Here is a 20714-nt window from a genome sequence, read left to right as displayed (position 1 = left end):
TCAGCCATAGGTTACATCCCATTGATGTTCGTGGTTGATTGGCCGATTACTTCCCTACGCTGGTATGATCCAGATCAGGTGCAAAGGGTCCAGAATCTCATGCGATTCCGTCTCAGTCCGGACAATTCGGACTCCCCTAGTAACGTTAACAAGTTGCGGCAAGTATACCGCAGTGTCATATTCAATTCATCAAGCCCGGCTGGGCTGTCCATATCAGGATAGCTCAACCGAGAACGAAAAACAACCTTTATGTTCCAGAATCAGCAGATTCATCATGACATATATGTTCCATAAGAGCGTTGTGGTTGAACAAACTCGTTAAGATAACATCAAGCCCATCTGAGCAGCTGCTTCTTTCAACACGGGTGCATACTCATGTAACGTCTCTTGTGATAGACGGCTGACAGGTCCTGATACAGACAATGCAGCAGCGATTTGGCCTTTGCGATCCATAATCGGTACAGATACCGCCGCAGCTCCCGGTTCACGCTCCTCATAGCTCGTTGCATAACCATGCTCCAGAATATCCTTCATCTGCGCGAGATAGACCTTAGGATCGATAAAGACAGGCCACTCCGGCCCATTCATCAGCTCCTCACGATCCTCTTCCGTAGCAAAGGCCATTAGCACCTTACTGGACGCACCTACGGATAAAGGAAGGCGCACACCAACAGGAGCTACACGCCGTATAGCCTGATCGCTCTGAACAGCCTGAATCCGAATCCGTTCACTGCCATCCCGCAAATACAAGCTAACCGTCTCCCCGAGTCGATCTCTCAGACGCTCCATCGCAGGAAGAAGAAGGATAGCTGGGTCATCACTACGGGACATATGAGCGGACAGCTCCCAGATGCGGATGCCAAGCCGATACTTCTCGGTAGCTGCATCCCGGATAACAAATCCCCGTTCTTCCAAGGTTGCCATCAGCCGGTGCACCGTGCTTTTGTGCAGACCAATCTGGCTTGCAATCTCGGTAAGCCCCAGATCACTCCGAGTTGTGAAGCACAATAATATATCCAAGGCTCGTTCCACAGCCCTGACGGTCAACTTGCGGTCTTCCATGACACTAAGCCTCCTCATGTTTCATCACATGAAACTTGGTTACATAAATTATATGAGAAACGATCTCATCTGTAAACTAAAAAGGGGCAATATTCTCCTTTTTATAAGACTAAATATTCCGCGATTTGTACGCTTAGGAAATGTTAACCAGATCCTCTCAGGACTATATAACAATTGCGTAACAAATGCTGCCAATCAATTGACTTTGGTTATATAGGAACATACGATAAAGATAGATTATGCATTTGTATCATTCGTTCCTGTGACTTAGGAACTACGTATATGGGTTGATGGTTCTCGTTGTTATCCTCAATTTCATCTGAACTTATAAGGAGGGGCAATCATGTATTCGACATCCCAGAGCGAAGCCCCGCTGCAAACGAAAGTGTCCGATCTGCCTACTTCGTTATCGCCAAGGCTGATTCGGTTCAAGCATATTATCGTAGCGTTGCTGCTCTCCGTGGTATTTTTTCTACTCTTTTGTTTTATTGCACTACACGGTTACATCGCCTGGGTCTTATCCAACCCAACGGTAGCCCCTGTCTTCTCTAATCCGATGCAAGCGAGGAATATGAAGTACGAAGACATAACATTCCCTGCGGCAGACGGAAGCCGAACGATGCAGGGCTGGTACATTCCTGCCGACAAAGATGTGAACAAAACGATTATCTTCAGTCATGGCTATGGTGCCAACCGTGAGGAAACCTGGGTTCCGATGTATGACCTTGCCCATTATGCGCACCAACTTGGATTTAACGTCATTATGTTCGATTATGGTTTTGCATCTCAGGTGAATAAAGCCGTCGCTACAGGCGGCAAAGCGGAATCACAACAATTGCTGGGCGCCATTCAAACGGCGAAGCAACGAGGTGCTGAGGAGCTCGTCGTATGGGGATTCTCCATGGGTGCAGGCACAGCATTACAGACAGGCCTTCTTACCGAGGATGTTGATGCGATGATTCTGGACAGCACATTTTTACTTGAACCAGATACGCTGTATCACAACATTCATAATCAGATCGATCTTCCGCGCCAACCTACACTTGAGATTATGAAGCTGTTGTTCCCGGTTCTGAACGGCACTGGATTACAGCAAATTCCGTATCAAGAGGTCAAAAAAGAGGATTATCCTTTCCCGATTTTCTTCATTCACGGTACGGAAGACGAGAAGGCGCCTTATCCAATCGCGGAGCTACTCGCCGCCAATCAAACCAATCCGAATTCAGAGGAATGGATCGTGGACGGTTCCCACCATGAGTTAATCTTCCGTGAGCATCCCAAAGAATACCTGCGCCGCGTATCAACCTTCCTGAGCCATGTAACGAAGACCACCAGTGATGATCTGGATCGATATTAATGTTCATGCCCTGAAGTGTATCGCGCCTGAATACGAACTACGAATGAGCCCTTATGGGGCTCTTTTTTTATATACATAGGACAACATCATTAATGAATATATTGTTGCGATGGCTATGCACGACATGTTCGAGGATAAAGAGATCTGGCTGTTTTAGCCCCATCTCGATGTTAAAGGTGAAATGGATTCGGAATCATATCAATGACGGGAGGATGCTTGGATATGCAATGGAAAGGATATGGACCACTCTTACCCCTGCGTATATTAGAAGAAATTCGTTTCTGGAAAGAACAAGAGAAAGAACACACCCTTGTTATTCGTACACTTGTACCTGACCTTGAACCTGAATATGTCAAACTACTGGAGGAATGGGAAGTAGCATTTTCAAACAGTGAACACACAGCTAACCAGCTAATCAAACAAGTGTTACCTGGAACTCATGCTCCCGCCCCTATATTCTTCGTAGTGTAGAACAGTTAGTGTCTGCGAGCATAGCACAATCCAGAGAGTTCATCCGGCAACTCTATGTTTTATTGGAGCAGAGTGCTGCGGTGCAGGCCGTGCCCTCTGCCAAAGCTATTATTCTGCATTTTATTCGAGAATCGGAGTATTTCCTTGGTGTGTTAGATACACTTCGTGGGCCCGGACCCTTGAGAGACTCTGCAGCGGATCCCCCTTTTACGCTGGACAGTCTCCTTCAATCATCCCAACGAGAAAGTGTAGAGAAGCCTGCAGCTACATCGGCTAAAGAAACCTCTAATGCTTCTGCATCTGCTACTCAGACTCAAAACTCTCCAGCAATTCACTCAGCCCCCACACAAACAAGCGATAGCACCACCACTTCCGTAGCTGCAACACCACCTGTTAAGGAACGCCCTGTACCGATTGGCGGACATACCCTGCCACCACTGCCTTATGCATACAATGCCTTAGAGCCACATATTGATGAGCTGACCATGCGCATTCATCATGATAAGCATCATCAGTCCTATGTGGATGGATTAAATACGGCTGAGAAAAAATTAGCGGAATCCAGAAAGAAAAACAATTTTGAACTCGTAAAACATTGGGAACGGGAGCTTGCCTTTAACGGGGCAGGTCATTACCTGCATACCATTTTCTGGACGATTATGAGTCCCCAGGGTGGTGGCAAACCGTCCGGCATGCTTGCTGAACAGATCAAACGTGATTTTGGCAGTTATGAAGCATTCAAGAACCAATTCACCGAAGCGGCAAACAAAGTAGAAGGCAGTGGATGGGCTATGCTTGTCTGGAGTCCGCGGGCACATCGTCTTGAAATTTTGCAAGCAGAGAAGCATCAGAACCTATCTCAATCCGACATTGTTCCGCTCCTTCCTCTGGATGTGTGGGAGCATGCTTATTATCTGAAGCACCAGAATGAACGCAAAAATATATTGAGGATTGGTGGAAGGTCGTCTACTGGCCTGCAGTAGCTGAGCGGTACGAGACGGCAAGGAAATTACTCTGGCCACCTTATTAAAGACCCCTATGATTCTTAAAGTCTTTCCACCCTAAGAACAACTCTCATCAGCGAGGGACAACATAAATAAATGTGTCAGACCTCTTTAAGCCCGATGCTTCACAATATAAGTGTAAAAAAAAGAGATATCTCCAGCCGAATGACTGATAGATATCTCTTTGCATTTGATTATTATGAGATTATATCGATAAATTGTAACGATCTATTGGCGGATAGAAGCTGCCTCAATCGCTGCATATGCCCAATGTGTGGCAGGTACATCCGACCACTGTCCCGCTGCATTCGTTGCAGCTTGAAGACCAATCAGCTTATTCAGCATCGTTACGGCTTCAGCGCGAGTGATCGGCTGACTTGGACGGAACGTGCCATCTGCATAACCGGTAACTACTCCAGCTGAACTCAATTGTTCTACTGCCTGCTGTGCCCAATGCCCGTTCACATCAGTAAATGCTGTCGGCACAGTCTTCATCTGGTCAGATGTTACCAACGGCTGTAATAGAGCAGCCATTTCCGCACGAGTAATCGCTTGATTTGGCTTGAAGCTGCCGTCCGTGTAGCCTTGAACATAACTGGATTGAGCTGCTGCTGAGATAGCTGCATCTGCCCAGTGACTGGAGTTCACGTCTGTAAAAGGATGACTGGCTTCCAATGTAGATGCTCCTGTAATACGCGTAATTAATGTTGCCATTTCTGCGCGAGTTACATTACGCTCTGGTCGGAAACTACCATCTGCATATCCTTGAATATATGGCTGAGCTTTCAAGCTGTTGTCCGTCCAGTCCTTCACTTTAACAACGGAGAACGTACTGAATTTGTTGACTTGAATCTCAATGCCTTGTTGATCATCATTGTTTATCGTAACGAGTTTACCGTGTACAAGCTCCTTCGTACCGTCGCTATGCTCAATGTATACACCCAGCTCTTCAGAATTCACACCTGCGATCTGACTAGCCTCAACAGGTAATACGAGCGTTACAGGTCTGCTCTGCAGATTCGTTTCGATCGTCATTGGACGACCGAGAATCTGAATATTCGTTGTGCCTACAACTTGAGTAATTGTCTCATTGCTTTGCACTCTCGTTTGGATTTCTGAACGTTCAGTCTCTTTTTTCACCGGTACCAGACGGAAATAAATATCATCTGTACGTCCGAGCAAAGAACTTGCCGGTATAGTAATCTTCACGTTTGGATTGGAAATAACGAGATCCACACCTTGCTCAGCCAGCATTGCTGACGATTGTGGAGAGAGATTAAGGTCCCACTGTGATACTTCATCTTTCGTATCTGGAATCAAGACAACCGCTGTGCGGGAGCCTGTCTGTTTCAATTGATCAATAATGGTTTGGGTCTTGCTCTGATCAAGCAGAAGCTCATCCTTCACCGTGCCATCTGTGCCCCGTGTACGACTAATCTCCAAGGAAGCAATCGTTGACGCCTGATTCCCATTTGCTACATCCACTTTGATTACTTCTTTTTGTGGAGCTTGTGGAGTAGTTGGCGCAGGACTCGTTGTCACAGGTGCTGGTGACGGTGTTGGCGTTACCGGAGTAGGTGTAATAACTCCCCCGCCTCCCCCATTACCCGGTGTTTCTGGATTGGATGGAGTGATGTTAATCTTCACTGAATTAGAAATTCCATATTCCGATTCGCCACCATCATATACAGCTTTAACAGCGAATATATATTTTTCGCCTTCTTTAAGGTCTTTAATTTCCCAACTATTATTCATAATTTCCGTAGAAACAAGAATCCATTGTGAAGGATCTATCGGTGCTGATGAACCTTCGTACATATAAACTGAAGCGTACCCGTTTAAAATTGGATCCCAAGTTAACGTAACCTTTTTATCTCCCTTTGTTGCCACTACGTGCTGCGGTACAGGAAAATTCGGGTCTGGGTCTGGGTCTGGATCTGGATTAGATCCACCACCACCATCATTACCACCGCCTGTATTCTCCTCTTGCGGAGTTACAACGTTAGACGCAACATAATCTGAATTCATTTCATCGGAAGCATACGATCTAACTGCAAACACATAAGATTCACCATTCGTCAGCCCACCGATATATCCATCGATGTAACTGTCCGTTACATTGGTCCACAGATCTGGATCTTTTGGTGCCTCCGTACCTTGGTACATATACACGCGATATTCTACTTCTGGTTCTTCAGTCCATTCAAGGGCAGACTGACCATCACCCGGTGTAGCGACTACATTTTGCGGAAGAGGAGTATAGTTTGCAGGTGTTGGATAAATATTAGATCCCATATCTACGAGTTGACCATTCACATCTTCAACAGCCAGGTACAATCGATACAATGTGTTCTCATCCAAACCTGTAAACAAGAACGTTTTTTCTTCATTCGCAGCTAAATCCACATAGGTTTGTTTGTTCATAGCGTTTAACTTGGTATCTTCTTTTGTCAACTGATCATTAAACATGTCCCACACATCGTTGTCAAAGTAAAATCTACCAGGCTCACTCACCTTCACTGTAACTTTAGATGTGGATTGAGTAACTGTTCCGTACAAAGGGTATGGAGACAGGAAGTGTATTGTCGGATCTGGCAGTGGCGGAGTCGGTGCAGTCATCAGCTTGGATGAACGCAAGATCGGATACCCATCATTAATACGTTGTCTGAATGTCCAAACCTCATCGAAATCCCATCCACTGAAATTAGATTGTTGTTTCATCTGCTCAGTAGTAAGACCCATTGCATAATCAGAACCATTCTGCTGGTTCGTATCAATTTTGTTCAAATCAAAATAATTACCGAAAAAAGTCACTTGATTAGTTGGGCCTTTCACTTTGCCGATGACTGACCCTATCGTCTGATCATCAATAGGTGATGATACACCATTAGAAAGGTCAACTTCGAGGGATGCAGCAACGTAATTATTCTGAATAATTACTTGGATGTCATCATTACGACCATTTTTTCTTACTTCTCCAATTAAGCCTCCAATAGTCTCAGCAGAAAATTCATCCTCACCTGCAGCATAAGTTTTCATTGAACCAACCACATAGTTGTCTTCAATAGTCTGGTTCAGTTCAGATTCAGATTCATAATTAAGTTCACCAATCAAGCCACCAACCTGATAGTTCCCTATTACCTGTCCTGAAGCGTAGCTCTGACGAATGGTATTATCATTCGACTCTCCGATCAGTCCACCTATTGTCTGATAACCACTCACTGTACCTTCAGCAGCATTTGCGATGATTGTGCTCTCGTAAAGTTCTCCAAATAGTCCCCGAGTGATTCGCCATACTCATCTATAGTGCTCACCACAACGTCAGTACTATTATTAATATATTCACTGTTATTAGAAACCCCTGATATGCCCCTACTCTTCTATTGCCTTGTATATTCCCACTGATATGCACACCCTCAATACGAGAATTTGATATACTACCTGCAAGCCCACCTACCGACGCATTCCCTGTAAAGGATACATTATTTAATATAAGATTTTTAACCTCAGCATCATACAAATCAGAGAACAGCCCTACATCATTCTGATTTTCATCTGTTGTTTTCAAACCGGAGATTGAATAACCGTTACCATCAAACCTGCCTGTAAAAGGTTCAGACTCATCTTCTACCTCATAGGCAATCGGTGTCCAAGATCCTCCGTTTAAAAACGTGCTCATATCTGCTTCAGAAATATCATTCTTCAGCTTATAATTACCGTTTGCGTCTTCTCCCACGCAGTACAGCTCTTCAGGAGTACTAATGAGATTCCATTCTACATTATTTGAATCGATTTCCGTCATCTCATAACAACTTCTTGCCTGTACAACTCCTTGTTGAAATAGACCTGGCAACAAACCCAAGACCATAAGGAATGTTAAGGCTACAATCCCTATTTGTCTCAGGAGCTTAGAGCGCTTCTGGCGATCCTTTTTTCTCATATTTGAAACTTCCCTTCTCTTTCTTTTTGTGAGAAGAGTATACCTGTCAGCTCTGAACGGATTCTGAACATTTTCGACATTTTCCGCGAAAAAGAGCTTTTCTCGCATTTTTGCAAAAAAATATTTTTCAAATATGAATTATTTTTCATTTTTCGCGCGTTTCACAACAAAAAAAGCAAGCCTCTATACCAGAGACCTGCTTATTATTAGAACCTATCAGTGCAAGACATTTACTTAAGAAGCGCACCCTTCACAGGCAACATAGTTGTCGCCAACCTGTTTGCTAATCGCGATGAGATCGCCTAGCTTAATATCTTCCTCACCCGTAAACTCCAAGTCAGCAATTCGTGCAATAATCAACGCCGCAGCTTCTTCTTTACTTGTACCCATTTGGCTGAATTCAGACTTTTCGCCCGAAGATACAACCTCGTATTCAAATGTATATCTCAATGTTTCCATTCTGTCACTCTCCTTCCGAAATCACATCATATCATCTCTATTAACCAATTCCAAGTCAGTGTATTCCAATCTAATGAATCTATATCAATCTAGGTCGTGTCTGAAAACTCCCTAATCATAACGTAACTTCATCTGCTGCATCGTCTGTTCAACCGTGTCCCGGTTCACAGTCAATACTCGGCTCGTTTCTGACGAAGGATAATGGTTACGTAGTGTACGCACCAAGGATGCTGTATATGCCGCCGCAGAAGGTACACCAGCTAGTTCTTGAAGACTCGCCATCGTACCTGAATGTACATCCGGATAGCCAGATTTCATCCCATTGGCCGCTTGCTCATAGAATCGTCGCACCTCTGCTGCAAGCATATCGCCCTTGCCTTCCACAATTACAAACGCAGTAATAATGTAAGCCTTAGCCTGTCTTCGCTGAGCGATTCCGCAAAATTTCAATCCCCCAACACTTACATCATAATCCCCCGGGCAAAAAGCACCTTCCACTTCTCCCGTCTTAGCCTGATCAGACCATGGATTCAGTGAGCGGGCTATCAAAGCAGCCATATGACGGAAATCATCATGAATATTGATCGCGTGCTTAGGATTAGGCAAGATTAGTGACAAGTTAACCACACCTGGATTGAGCGGAACCGCCGCACCACCAGAAGGTCGAACACAGACGGAAATCCCCTCATTTCGGATACGTTCCATGCTCTCAACCGCATGTGGCAGTTTGCGATCACGCAAACCAGCAACAAATGCATCCGTATGTCGCCAAATATGAGCCACCGGTTCATGCCCCTGTCCTACAAGTCGACACATCACTTCTTCCCATGCAAAAGCCTCAAGCACATTTTTGTTCTGCCCCATAAGCGGTGTCTCCCAAATCTGAAGACGGCTGGTAGGACGATCTTCCGACGAACTCTGCTCCATTGGTTTTCCAAATCGATCCTCTGGTGTTGAAGGTACACTCATAGAAGACAGCCTCCGTTGTATATAGATGAATGAGAGCGTACAAGTCATGATACATTCTCGAACCTACCATAACTCCCACTACAATTATAATAGAATCCATATAAATATTGTTCAAAAAAAGGCGGTTTTCAGTACCGAGAAGATGGGATGAAGATAGAAATGGAGTAGCGGAGCGTAGGCAAAACTACGTGAGCAACTACATTGTTTCCAAAGGAAACCAACTTCGTAAGCCTCCATTTATTTCGGCTAAATTCCATCTTCGACAGGCATCTTTTGTAATCGAAAGTGGACTTTTTGAACAACCTCTATAAATAAGCCGTGTTCCCCTGGGAACACGGCTTATTGTTGTACAACCTCAGATGCTTGCTCTATGCTGCGCTGCTCCGCATTGAGACATTCTAGTTCGTCCTAATGCCAAACAACATGCAAGAACGCAGGTGAGAGTATGCAGCTTGTCTATTAAGCCAAGCTGGGCCTCAATCTTTAACAAGTGACAGGAACTCAGCACGCTGTGCTGGGTTCTCACGGAAAGAACCACGTACGGCAGACGTTACCGTCTTGCTGCCCGGCTTCTTCACGCCGCGGGAACACATGCACAAATGCTCGCCTTCCACAACGACCATAACACCATGAGGTTCAACTGCCTCTGTCAAAATATCAGCGATCTGTGATGTAATACGTTCTTGCACCTGGAGACGACGCGTTACCGCTTCCACCAGACGAGCCATTTTGCTAAGACCAACGATCTTGCCGCTTGGAACGTACCCAATATGCACCTTGCCGAAGAACGGCGCCATGTGGTGCTCACATTGGCTATAGTAGACGATATCCTTAACGATAACCAACTCTTCATGATTCTCGTCAAAGGTTACCCCCAGTACATCACGTGGATCTACCTCATACCCACCAAAAATCTCTTCATACATCCGGGTTACGCGTGCAGGCGTTTCAAGCAGCCCTTCCCGCGTACTATCCTCGCCAATCAATTTCAAGATCTGTTCCACATGGTACTCGATCTTCTCCCGATTGTCGGATACTTTTGAATTCAAATAATCTTTCACGCCAGCCACTGCCGAACGCCTCCTTTCGAACCACATGGTGTAAAGCAGTTACCACACACTGCTATTATCTTCGGCGGCCCGAATTTTTACGCGCAGGATGTTGCCCTGGCTGAGGCATTTTACCGCCAGGCTGCTGATTCTTCATCATCTGCTGGGCACGCTGCATCTGCTTTCCATTCAGGTTATAGCCCATTTGCTTCGCCATCTTCTGAAGTGCGTCTGGATCGCTTTGCATTTTCTCAAGCTGTTTACGCAAGTAGAACACCCCAATGAAGAAGCCCCCGACCAGACCAACAATCAATGTAATAATCGGTATTACAATTTCCATCTCTTAGACACCTCTTTATGCAATCTAAAAAGCATGATGATCCGCGCATATACATAACATCCTAACGCCTGTTCATACACGTGTCACGGACCGGATTTCCTGAAAGTTATCATAGCATTTCCGCACGCATGGAGCAAACGGATTTTCCAGCTATCACTGTCATTGGTTATCCATTTCTAAGTCATGACCGATTCAATAAAAACGGTGGTATGCTCCGCTAGATCGATTTCGATAACATCGAGAGAGTAGCGCGTGCTCCCGCGTGCAATCCTCACGACAGGTCGGCCTGGCAGTCCACGATGCTGCCGCACGATAACGCCAGACTCTTTGGTTGAGAGTCGTACAGCGGTTCCATTCGGATAAACGGATACACTTTTGTTAAACTCAATCAAAATGTCCCGATCCAGTCTCGTGCCTGACATCGCCATCATCTCTTCACACGCTTCATGTGGCAGCATGCTGCTTCCAGATAGTCCATTGATCAGATTATCATAGATGTTCGCTGTGCTAACAATTTTGGCAAATACATGAATATCACTGCCTTTGATGCCTCTAGGTAATCCTGTCCCATCGACATGTTCATGATGCTGTAGAGCCGTGTGAGCGACGAGCAAACTGAACTCCCGTTTGTTCTTAATCACTTCGAATCCACGCCATGTATGATGAAGCGAGGAATTGGCAGCAGAGTTACCACCCGGAGGCTCACCAACTTTACCGATGTCATGCAGAAGCGCACCTACAGCGAGATCCTTCAATTGATTGTAGTTAAGCCCCATATTCAGTCCGATCACCGACGATAGCAAACATACATTCATAGCATGAACATACTGTGCATTGTCCTTCGTGCGAATATCCGTAAGTTGAACCAGCAGCTCACGTCCGTTCAATACATCGTTCAACAGTTTATCAATGCTGAGCGCTACCTTCTTCGGACTCCAGTCTTTTCCGGAACGAACCGCTTCTAGGGTAACGCTCATTTCATTAATAACCGCTCTCTTCGTGGCTTCATCCAGAATGTCTTCTGTCTCCACATCTTTAAACGCTTCATCCTGGATGTATAGCATGGTTACGCCAATACGCTTGAGCGTATTAACCATAAATACGGTAAGCTGGACGCCGGCAGACAGCAAAACAGTTCCGTTAGCTGAATATACGGTCTTCCCCAGAAGCTCCCCCGCCTCCACACTCTCCACGTTTACATACTTCATGCACGTCCCCCGCTCTTACGATTGCTGCTCCAATGTGAGCAATTGCTCTTTGGTTTGCAGACCGCCTACATAACCCAACAGGGTACCGTCTTTGTCACTGTTGCGGTGACAGGGAATAATAATCGGCATCGGATTTTTGCTGATAGCATCCGAAACTGCGCGAACGGCTTTTGGTCTTCCGATCGTTTCCGCAACCTGTTGGTGTGATGAGGTCTCTCCATAAGATATATCGGATAGAACATGCCATACTTGTAGCTGAAACGGTGTTCCATGCAAATTTAGCTTTAATTCGAAGCTTTTTCGTTCTCCAGCAAAATACTGCTGAACCTGCTTCGCAGCCTCACTCAGCTTCTCTTCATTCTTCTCATAGCGGTATTCACCGATCCAGGTTCGAGCCCATTGTTGCAGATGGGCCTCACGCACATGAAATGTTCCAAAATCAACGTGGCATAAGCCTTCGTCTGTGGCACATAGCGTCAATGTTCCTATTGGCGTCAGCAATTCATCATAATACACAGGTGTACCCTGAAGCCCCGTAACTGCTGAAGGTTTCCAGGCTGCTGCTTCCGGTTTGGCCGGCTGCGGAGGTAACTCACCACTCTGATCAGATGCCATTTCCGATTGCAAACTCTTCTGTAACTCGTGTAGTGACTCAAACTGATGCTGTGCCACTGATTGCTTCACTGATTGCTTCACTGGTTGTTCCGCTAGTTGTTCCACTGATTGTTCCACCGGCTGCTTCTCACTTGCTTGCCCAGCCTGTGGTTGATCGGGTAAGGTCTCGGACGAGTGCAGTCGTTCCTTGGCCTTCTGCAGCATGCTTAGCACGTTCCCATCTTGTTCGTTAGCGGCAGCTTCCCCAATTACTCTCATTGCGTCTTCTCCTCCAATTCTGCTCAGCGCCCAAGCTGCGGTTCCCCGCAGTTCAGGACGCGGGTCTCGCTTCAATACTTCCGTGAGTTTTGGTACAGCGCTCTTATCCTTGAAATTGCCTAAGGCGATCACTGCATTACGTTGAATCGGTTTCTTTCCCCGCCATGCGGCGGAGCTTTGGCCAAAACGTTCTTTAAATTCACGGTTACCAATGTCTAGGAGTGGCAGTAACAAAGGCTTTACAATCTCCGGATCAGGCTGTAGATCGGGATGATGATCCCAATTTTTGCCCCGATTCTTCGGACAGACGATCTGACATGTATCACAACCGTATAACCGGTTGCCTATTTTCAACATAAACTCTTCATCTACAAACCCTTTGGTTTGGGTTACAAAAGAAATACATCGCTGTGCATTAAGCTGCCCCGGCCCGACCAACGCCCCGGTTGGGCAGGCATCAATACATTTTGTACATTCTCCGCAGTCTTCGGTCACAGGTGTATCCGGCTGAAATGGAATATTGGTCACCAGCTCACCCAGATAGATCCATGATCCAAACTTAGGGGATATAATGGCACAGTTTTTGCCGCTGAACCCAATCCCCGCACGCTGAGATACTGCACGATCCACAAGTGCTCCGGTATCCACCATGCTCTCGATCATAGCCTCCGGTACACGCTCACGGATGAAATTCACCAGCTTGTCCATCGCTTCACGCAGCACGTAATGATAATCCCTGCCCCAAGCTGAACGCGCCAATATGCCGCGATATGCACCTGGCTCCGACTTCGGCGGATTGACCATTTTCGATGGATAGGCAACGGCAATCGCGATCAGAGAAGCAGGCTCACCATCCTGCAGTGCAGGTCGTACCCGTTTCTCAATGTCCGGCTCTTCAAATCCCGAAGCGTAACCCTTGTCCCGAGACTGTTCCAGCAGCGACTTAAGTGATACAAACGGCTCTGCAGAAGCAAATCCAATATCATCAATGCCCAGCCCGGGGCAGCCGCCTTAATCTCTTGTTTTAACTGTTCCCATACGGAACCTGCCTGCGATGCCCCGGTCTGTACGCTTGTCATGATTCTTTCCCTCTTTTCTGTTCCCTGCTCTTATTCCCTTAACGATTGAACGCCCGCCTCATTCAAGGAGGACAGGCGTCTATATGCATATGCAACTCAGGCATACTCGCCCCGAGCTTTATTATAGTTAAACGCAAAACGTCGAGTGAAGTTGTTGTTACAACGATATTTTACAGCTTCTTCATTTCGGAAAATGGCCAGAAGATGAATTCAGCCTTACCTACAATCTCGCCAGAAGTGATGCTTCCGAATACACGGCTATCCTTACTTTTACCCTCATGACGGTTATCCCCCATGACAAAATAATGATCCGGCTCCAGCGTAATCGGGCCAAAATCGGGATCTTGTACCTCAATATCCGTATACGTCTCCGTCTGCCGCTCACCATTCACATACAGGTGGTGTTCACGCACTTCAACCGTATCCCCGGGAAGCCCTACAATCCGTTTCACGAGAAAGTCTTTCTTCTCCTGACCCTCACTTGGGTCACGAAGGACGATTACATCAAAGCGAGATGGTGAACCAAAATCATAACCAATCTTATTCACAAACAAACGGTCACGCTCGACCAACGTAGGCTGCATGGACTGCCCTTTAACCATCGATAGGTTAAATACAAATAAATTCAACAACATCATAACGACAAAAGCGATAATAATTGTTTTGGCCCAGTCCCATAGCTCTGCTGCCCAAGAAGTACCAGGATGATTCGCTGTTGCCAGCTCAGTTCGCTCTTCGGAAGACACCTGCTTCGTGGAAGGGTTGTTGGAATTCAAAAGGACACCTCGTTTATTAAGAATAATCATATTCTCTTTAAGTCTACTTCATTTGGAGGAGTGAAACAATTGGTTATGCCCACCAATGCCAGATGAGCTTAAATGTGAGGAATATCGAGCGGTTAAACATCATACAAATAGAAAGGCATATCCCTCATGCGTAGTTACGCTGATTGGATATGCCTAATATGAAATGAGAATCTTCTATTTTTCTTTAGTTTAAGAGGTTGTTCAAAAAGTCCACGTTTGATTACAAAGCACACCTACTACTGGTCTTTTTGAACACGCACTTTGACGCCAACTTCCGTTACGCTTTGGACAAAATACTGAGTTTCTGGAAAGCGCTCATAATCTGATTCGCACCGTAACCCATCGCTTCATATAGCGGCATGGCTACTTTGTTGTGCTCATCTCCCGCAACCCATATTTGGCTGACTTTACGCTGCTGGAACCGTTGTTCCATGGTCTCGACAAGTTTTTTGCCGACTCCGCGGCGACGATAGTCTGGATGAACCGCAATACGGTAAATGCATCCCTGGTTTTGATCAATCGTACCAATCAAGGCTCCAACGAGGTCTCCCTCTTCTTCTGCAACCATGATCAAGTCAGAATCCCATGACAATTGACGGGCAAACGGGCCCATCGTGTTCTCATAACACTCTTCCGATAGCGCAACCTGGAGAAGCTCCGTCATTTGGCTTGCATCACTCAACTGAAAGGAACGAACGTGCATGTCTTAAATCTCCCTTTTCGTTAGCTTGATGGGGTTTTAACAAAAAAAGGTTACCCTTTTTACCAAAAACCCAAAGTTCGTATAATGACAAAAAACGAGAAAATACCTCTTCTCCGTCAATTAAACCATACTTTACGCCATAAAACACGCATTTTCTTTTGAAAGCGCTTAATTGTAACCGTTTTCAGCAAAATATGAACAAATCTCTTTTAATTTAAAGGAGTATTCACATAAATATATTCAAAAAGGGTAAAATATGTTTGTTATCTCTGACCCATTAATAGATCAACGCCTCGGGGACTTAATAAACAAAAATGTTGCTTAATTAGCTCGAATGCGGTTTAATATTAGTGGCAAGGGTATTAATACATATGTACCTGAGCAATTTGCGTTTGTTCGGACGAGCTTCTTCTCCAAGATATGGATGGGTGCTTTTCTTATCTATGTCATGTACTCGAAGGATTCAAAGCGAACGATGCAAAATGCTGAATTACCAAAAATCATAAAATATCAGGAGGTTTTTCACTATGGCTTTTCAACTACCGGCACTTCCTTACGCTAATGACGCACTGGAACCACATATCGATGCACAAACGATGGAAATCCACCACGATCGCCATCACAATACTTACGTAACTAACTTGAACGCAGCTCTGGAAAGCGCTCCTGAACTGCAAGAAAAAAGCTTGGAAGATCTGATTGCTAACCTGGATAGCGTACCTGAGAGCATCCGCACAGCGGTTCGCAACAATGGTGGCGGACATGCTAACCATAGCTTGTTCTGGGAAATCATCGGACCTAACGGCGGCGGCGCTCCAACTGGTGACATCGCAGCTGCAATCGACAGCGAACTGGGTGGCTTTGACAAATTCAAAGAAGATTTTGCTAAAGCAGCTACAACTCGTTTCGGTTCCGGTTGGGCATGGCTCGTTGTAGGCAAAGATGGCAAATTGTCCATCACTAGCACGCCTAACCAAGACAGCCCACTCTTCGAAGGTCTGACGCCAGTATTGGGTCTGGACGTATGGGAGCACGCTTACTACCTGAAATATCAAAACAAACGCCCTGACTACATTGGAGCTTTCTGGAATGTAATCAACTGGGATGAAGTAAACAAACGCTACGCTGCTGCGAAATAAGTTTGTTTCACTAAATATGTCTCATCTAAACAGATGCTTCATCTAAAAGATGTTTCATCCGATAAAAGAAGAGCCCGACTTGGTCTGATAACCGAGTCAGGCTCTTTTTTTGTTAGGACTTTGGCCAGTTGAGTGGTTGAAACGCAGAAAACAAAAAACCACCCGTTGGACGGGTAGTCATGATTAGGAAAAGCACAGGTATGTTGCTCATCTCTGGCGGTAGCGAGATCATCGAACCGGATGATGATGCTCGTCAACATGCCGAAGGTTAACAACTTCGCTGGCTTAAGTTCTATATAATAGCTTTCATGTGATTAACTAAGGTGCGAAAACCGTTTATTAATCCTCTACGAAGGATTCCCGATAGCTCTGTCCCCTGCGTCAAACTGCACGTGGGTCACAGATTATTCTCTAGTGTTCTATCTAACAGCGTTCAATCTAACGAACTGAGGGCACGCTATCTGTCTATATTTCTTACCTTTGGAAACCTAAGAAACCCGAGACACGCTATTATCCAAATATGGACTTGGCCATGCCCTTTTTGTCCGTTTTCGACTAAGATAACGTCATTCAGATTCGTTAGAATTTATATTTTAGGTTTATCGCCATCATAAGCTCTCCCAGATTCGTAAGCCACTATTGATATTGCTTCTCGTAGGACTTCTGGTAGCACTCCTGATAGTACTTTTTGTTAGCACTCTCGGAGGCACTCTCGGAAGTACTTCCCGCAGTACACTCAGTAGTACTCAGGTATCAATTCTACTCGACTGAACTCATCCCCAACAGACAGTAACTCTTAAATATATTGAGTAAGACATTGTTTTTCCTTTTTTCCGCTGCGTACCTGTGCCGCCTCTTCTACTAATCCATTTATGAAAAATAAAACTCTCACTTCGGTGCATGAATGTTTCCATGTGTTGGCATTAGTTTGGATGCGCTTTGCACTTTTCTATTACGTCAAAAGGAGGACTTAGCCTTATCACTCATGGATATCGTCATAGACTCCGGCAAAATAACTGCTAATTAGCTTCAAGAAGATATTCGGGAATGCCATCTTATCCATATCTTCTGGACCAATCCAGCGATACGTAAGCTGATCGCCTTTACCAATATAGGTCTGAGAAGCATCGCCTAGAGCCTCTACATCATCTGGTAGCATTCTTCGTTCTGCCTGATCTGATGTTGTTGAGGACGTGGATGTAAATGTGGAAGCCGATTGTCCATCAGAAGCTGCTGTGGCAGCTGCATCCGTAGTGGTTGCCGCCTGTGCATCGTAGGCGGCTCTCGCTTCCGCCGCAATCAGCGGAAGCTCACTGCTCTGGCTCTGCTCGGTGCACTTGTACACCTGCAGTTGCCAAACAATATGGCTGAACACATGCTCCGCATGAGTAGCCAGCCCTTCCGGGCGGGCAGCGAAGCCCTCCGCCCACAAACTGCCGACGAGCAATGCCATCGCCGGCTCATCCGCCAGCGGCGCCGCCTTCTTGCCAGCTCTGGCAGGCGGCTCCGCTAGCACGTGCGGCAGCTCCCACATGCGGGCCAATAGGCCGCTCTCAGGGCGCTGACGCACGAGCACCCGGCCGCGATGTGCGCCGCGGCCTTCCACAATGGCGACCAGCCGCTGCTCAGGGCGCGGCGGCTTCGCCTTGGTTTTGACCGGCAGCGTAAGCTCCCTGCCGGCAATGCGGCCTGAACATTGCTCCATGACTGGGCATGTTAGGCAATGCGGCGCTTTGGGTGTACACACCAGCGCGCCAAGCTCCATCAGCGCCTGATTGAAATCACGCGCTCGCCCTTCTGGAATGAGCTCTCCTGCGAGCTCTTCCATAAGAACACGGGTGCTACCCTTCATAATGTCCTCATCAATGAGGAAGTATCGGGACAGTACCCGCATAACATTGCCATCCACCGCAGGCTGCGGTTGGTTAAAGGCAATGCTAAGAATGGCTCCTGCCGTGTAGGGGCCAACCCCTTTTAACGCAAACACAGCCTGTTTATCTTGGGGAATCTCTCCCCGTGCAGCTCCATCACTTGTCTTGCCGCCGCCTGTAGGTTACGTGCACGCGAATAATAGCCGAGACCTTCCCAGTTCTTCAGCACCTCTTCTTCCGGGGCTTCAGCCAAGGCTTGTACCGTCGGAAAATTGCCAATAAACCGGTTGAAGTACGGAATCACGGTGTCAACCCGTGTCTGTTGAAGCATAATCTCTGATACCCACGTAAAATAAGGATTGTTGTGGCGACGCCACGGTAAATCCCGTCTATTGATCATATACCAGTCCAGCAGATTTACACTGAAATGTTGCTTTTGTTCAATTAACCCCATGTTCCCGTCCTCTCCTAATTCCCTTACTACTCTTCTCACACTACTTCTCTTAATCCATACGCTCAACCACGGCAAATGCCGCCGCAAGCTCTGTCTGATGCGTGATGCTCAGATGAATCATATATCGATCCTCGGCTGGCAGATCAAGACGCTCCCAAGCCTGAGCAGATAAGGTTGCTACCGGCTTTCCTTTGCTATCAGGCAGCACTTCAATATCGGTAAAGCTCATCGTACCGCCAATACCACAGCCAAATGCTTTGGATATCGCCTCTTTGGCCGCGAAACGTCCTGATACAAATTCAATCAACCGTTTTCCCCGCTGATTCGCAATTTCCCGTTCCGCCGGGGTCAGAATTCTATTCATAAATGACTCGGCATGTCGCCCAGACATTAGCTTATGCATGCGTGCAATTTCCAGCACATCATTTCCGATTCCAACGATCATCAAGATTCACCCGCTTAATCTTTTATACAATGAAAGGTTGCCCAAATATTAAAATATTCACTTCGCTATTTTAAACTCATTCGATAAACAGCTATCCTAACCTATCTCTCTCCATCCGGGGAGATTACTTCTATAAGGTTAAGATCTATCCGAACACGTATTCTATTGTAGCAGGAGGAGAACCTAGATGCGAGTATATCCGTTCATCTCCCGTATGTTAAAATAATTACCAACGAGCATTGGTAGAACAAATGCGTTTGCGTTCCATTCGATTCCACATCGCTAGGCGATTGAATGACTCAGTGCAGTATTAGCCACTAAATATACGTAGGAGGAATGCTACATGTCTACAGTGTTTGAACTACCCACAGGCGACAATTCCGTTATTCGCGGTACTACGTTTCTTGCCCGTCAATCGGCTCAAGGTGTCATCATCGTGGTTCATGGATATAAAGGCTTCAAAGACTGGGGCATGTTCCCTTATGCCGCTTCCCAATTAAGTGAAAACTATCATGTGCTGACCTTTAATTTCTCTCATAATGGTGTAGGGGAAGATTTGCAGCAATTTACCGAGCTTGAGAAGTTCGCCATAAACACCTACAGCCAGGAACTCAGTGATCTTGCTACCGTGCTTGAATATGTCTCCAGGCAGCCTGAGCTTGGCAATCTGCCCGTATATCTCGTTGGGCATAGCCGCGGTGCTGGTGTAAGTCTTGTGTACGCGCTGGATCACCCTGAACAGATCGCAGGTGTATGCTCATGGAACGGCGTTACCAACCTAGACTTATTCACTGCCGAGCAAAAAGAAGAAATGCGTACTCACGGCCGTAGCTACGTTACGAACGGAAGAACCGGACAGCAGATGCCTCTGGACGTATTGATTCTGAACGACCTCGATCAGCATAAGGCAAGGTATGCCATCATTGAACGTCTGACGCAATCCACACTTCCCGTCGTCCTCATTCAAGGGACAGAGGACAGCGCACGCCTTCGTGACGGCTCATCCACATTAGTACAAGCCCGTCCGGATATTCCGTGGCATCAGATTCCAGGAGGAACGCATACCTTCAACACCGTACATCCATTCCAAGAAACAACCCCACAGCTTGAACAAGCGATATCCGAAACCCTCCGGCAGATCGATGAATGGAATCATTCGAAGTAATCGAATTTCATGATAGTTGGATATCTTAATAAACTAGGGAACGCCACAAAAAGACTCTGTAACCACGCAGATGGTGGAGACAGAGTCTTCGTTAATTAGAACGTATCTTAAATCTCACTTGAGGACATCTTTCATCGCTTGGTTTCCCTTGTGCATCGTTTTCTCCAGACGTACCTCATCAGTACACCTGCAAAAAACTCCCTGCACGGAACCTAAATTCGGTAAAATCTACTCCTTTCGGAGTTATAAAACACGGTTTATAACACACGTCTTAGATATACAAGCTCAATGATTAACTCCATTAAGTAATACATCTACTA

Annotated in this window: 14 protein-coding genes, 3 pseudogenes and 1 riboswitch; of the genes and pseudogenes, 4 read left to right on the top strand and 13 right to left on the bottom strand. The window is 46.1% G+C overall.

What is annotated here, in order from left to right; genetic code table 11:
- Positions 1 to 34: 34 nt before the first annotated feature.
- Positions 35 to 148: riboswitch (TPP riboswitch) on the bottom strand.
- A gap of 170 nt (positions 149 to 318) precedes the next feature.
- Positions 319 to 1062, bottom strand: a complete 744-nt coding sequence (locus DMB88_RS03480) for an IclR family transcriptional regulator (protein ID WP_056697171.1) — start codon at positions 1060 to 1062, stop codon at positions 319 to 321.
- A 343-nt stretch (positions 1063 to 1405) separates the two neighbouring features.
- On the opposite strand from DMB88_RS03480, the gene DMB88_RS03475 reads away from it, so the two are divergent.
- Together DMB88_RS03475 and DMB88_RS03470 are read left to right on the top strand one after the other, a co-directional pair.
- The gene (locus tag DMB88_RS03475) at positions 1406 to 2419 is read left to right on the top strand and encodes an alpha/beta hydrolase (protein ID WP_128100215.1); all 1014 of its coding nucleotides are present in this window, start codon (positions 1406 to 1408) and stop codon (positions 2417 to 2419) included.
- A gap of 222 nt (positions 2420 to 2641) precedes the next feature.
- A pseudogene (locus DMB88_RS03470) lies at positions 2642 to 3920 on the top strand (Fe-Mn family superoxide dismutase).
- 202 nt (positions 3921 to 4122) lie between these two features.
- On the opposite strand, the gene DMB88_RS03465 reads toward DMB88_RS03470, so the two are convergent.
- From DMB88_RS03465 to DMB88_RS03420, 10 genes and pseudogenes are all read right to left on the bottom strand, one after another.
- On the bottom strand, positions 4123 to 7116 hold the full coding sequence (locus tag DMB88_RS03465) for an S-layer homology domain-containing protein (protein WP_128100214.1): 2994 nt from the start codon (positions 7114 to 7116) through the stop codon (positions 4123 to 4125).
- 88 nt (positions 7117 to 7204) lie between these two features.
- Complete coding sequence (locus tag DMB88_RS03460) at positions 7205 to 7834, bottom strand: ZmpA/ZmpB/ZmpC family metallo-endopeptidase-related protein (RefSeq protein ID WP_128100213.1); 630 nt, start codon at positions 7832 to 7834, stop codon at positions 7205 to 7207.
- A 234-nt stretch (positions 7835 to 8068) separates the two neighbouring features.
- Positions 8069 to 8293, bottom strand: coding sequence for a hypothetical protein (locus tag DMB88_RS03455; RefSeq protein ID WP_128100212.1), 225 nt, complete (start codon positions 8291 to 8293; stop codon positions 8069 to 8071).
- Between the two features lie 111 nt (positions 8294 to 8404).
- Positions 8405 to 9262 (bottom strand): lipoate--protein ligase family protein, encoded by an 858-nt coding sequence (locus tag DMB88_RS03450; protein WP_128100211.1) that lies wholly within the window; start codon positions 9260 to 9262, stop codon positions 8405 to 8407.
- A gap of 476 nt (positions 9263 to 9738) precedes the next feature.
- Positions 9739 to 10332, bottom strand: a complete 594-nt coding sequence (folE, locus tag DMB88_RS03445; protein WP_036668229.1) for a GTP cyclohydrolase I FolE — start codon at positions 10330 to 10332, stop codon at positions 9739 to 9741.
- A 55-nt stretch (positions 10333 to 10387) separates the two neighbouring features.
- Positions 10388 to 10651, bottom strand: a complete 264-nt coding sequence (locus DMB88_RS03440; protein WP_128100210.1) for a YneF family protein — start codon at positions 10649 to 10651, stop codon at positions 10388 to 10390.
- A 176-nt stretch (positions 10652 to 10827) separates the two neighbouring features.
- The gene (locus tag DMB88_RS03435; RefSeq protein WP_128100209.1) at positions 10828 to 11859 is read right to left on the bottom strand and encodes an HD-GYP domain-containing protein; all 1032 of its coding nucleotides are present in this window, start codon (positions 11857 to 11859) and stop codon (positions 10828 to 10830) included.
- A gap of 15 nt (positions 11860 to 11874) precedes the next feature.
- Positions 11875 to 13811, bottom strand: a pseudogene (gene queG, locus DMB88_RS03430) (tRNA epoxyqueuosine(34) reductase QueG).
- A 170-nt stretch (positions 13812 to 13981) separates the two neighbouring features.
- Complete coding sequence (gene lepB, locus DMB88_RS03425; protein ID WP_254438434.1) at positions 13982 to 14587, bottom strand: signal peptidase I; 606 nt, start codon at positions 14585 to 14587, stop codon at positions 13982 to 13984.
- A gap of 307 nt (positions 14588 to 14894) precedes the next feature.
- Positions 14895 to 15320 (bottom strand): GNAT family N-acetyltransferase, encoded by a 426-nt coding sequence (locus DMB88_RS03420; protein ID WP_128100207.1) that lies wholly within the window; start codon positions 15318 to 15320, stop codon positions 14895 to 14897.
- Positions 15321 to 15847: 527 nt separating this feature from the next.
- Here DMB88_RS03420 and DMB88_RS03415 point away from each other — a divergent pair.
- Positions 15848 to 16459, top strand: a complete 612-nt coding sequence (locus tag DMB88_RS03415) for a superoxide dismutase (RefSeq protein ID WP_056697187.1) — start codon at positions 15848 to 15850, stop codon at positions 16457 to 16459.
- 979 nt (positions 16460 to 17438) lie between these two features.
- Here the strand turns inward: DMB88_RS03415 and mutY are convergent.
- Together mutY and acpS are read right to left on the bottom strand one after the other, a co-directional pair.
- A pseudogene (gene mutY / locus DMB88_RS03410) lies at positions 17439 to 18784 on the bottom strand (A/G-specific adenine glycosylase).
- Positions 18785 to 18833: 49 nt separating this feature from the next.
- Positions 18834 to 19229: a holo-ACP synthase gene (acpS, locus tag DMB88_RS03405; protein WP_128104293.1), complete on the bottom strand. Its 396-nt coding sequence runs from the start codon at positions 19227 to 19229 to the stop codon at positions 18834 to 18836.
- Between the two features lie 343 nt (positions 19230 to 19572).
- Here acpS and DMB88_RS03400 point away from each other — a divergent pair, with 343 nt between their 5' ends.
- Positions 19573 to 20394: an alpha/beta hydrolase family protein gene (locus DMB88_RS03400; RefSeq protein ID WP_128100206.1), complete on the top strand. Its 822-nt coding sequence runs from the start codon at positions 19573 to 19575 to the stop codon at positions 20392 to 20394.
- The last annotated feature ends 320 nt before the right edge of the window (positions 20395 to 20714 follow it).

The organism is Paenibacillus sp. DCT19, from assembly GCF_003268635.1.
GTDB lineage: Bacteria > Bacillota > Bacilli > Paenibacillales > Paenibacillaceae > Paenibacillus.
Note: the sequence above shows the minus strand (reverse complement) of the source record. Positions and strands in the feature narration are given on the sequence as shown.

What these genes read in the sequence shown, in the direction of transcription:
- DMB88_RS03480 (WP_056697171.1), bottom strand. Translation starts at nt 1,062, where the DNA reads ATGGAAGACCGCAAGTTGACCGTCAGGGCTGTGGAACGAGCCTTGGAT.
- DMB88_RS03475 (WP_128100215.1), top strand. Translation starts at nt 1,406, where the DNA reads ATGTATTCGACATCCCAGAGCGAAGCCCCGCTGCAAACGAAAGTGTCC.
- DMB88_RS03460 (WP_128100213.1), bottom strand. Translation starts at nt 7,834, where the DNA reads ATGAGAAAAAAGGATCGCCAGAAGCGCTCTAAGCTCCTGAGACAAATA.
- DMB88_RS03455 (WP_128100212.1), bottom strand. Translation starts at nt 8,293, where the DNA reads ATGGAAACATTGAGATATACATTTGAATACGAGGTTGTATCTTCGGGC.
- DMB88_RS03450 (WP_128100211.1), bottom strand. Translation starts at nt 9,262, where the DNA reads ATGAGTGTACCTTCAACACCAGAGGATCGATTTGGAAAACCAATGGAG.
- DMB88_RS03440 (WP_128100210.1), bottom strand. Translation starts at nt 10,651, where the DNA reads ATGGAAATTGTAATACCGATTATTACATTGATTGTTGGTCTGGTCGGG.
- DMB88_RS03435 (WP_128100209.1), bottom strand. Translation starts at nt 11,859, where the DNA reads ATGAAGTATGTAAACGTGGAGAGTGTGGAGGCGGGGGAGCTTCTGGGG.
- DMB88_RS03420 (WP_128100207.1), bottom strand. Translation starts at nt 15,320, where the DNA reads ATGCACGTTCGTTCCTTTCAGTTGAGTGATGCAAGCCAAATGACGGAG.
- DMB88_RS03415 (WP_056697187.1), top strand. Translation starts at nt 15,848, where the DNA reads ATGGCTTTTCAACTACCGGCACTTCCTTACGCTAATGACGCACTGGAA.
- acpS (WP_128104293.1), bottom strand. Translation starts at nt 19,229, where the DNA reads ATGATCGTTGGAATCGGAAATGATGTGCTGGAAATTGCACGCATGCAT.
- DMB88_RS03400 (WP_128100206.1), top strand. Translation starts at nt 19,573, where the DNA reads ATGTCTACAGTGTTTGAACTACCCACAGGCGACAATTCCGTTATTCGC.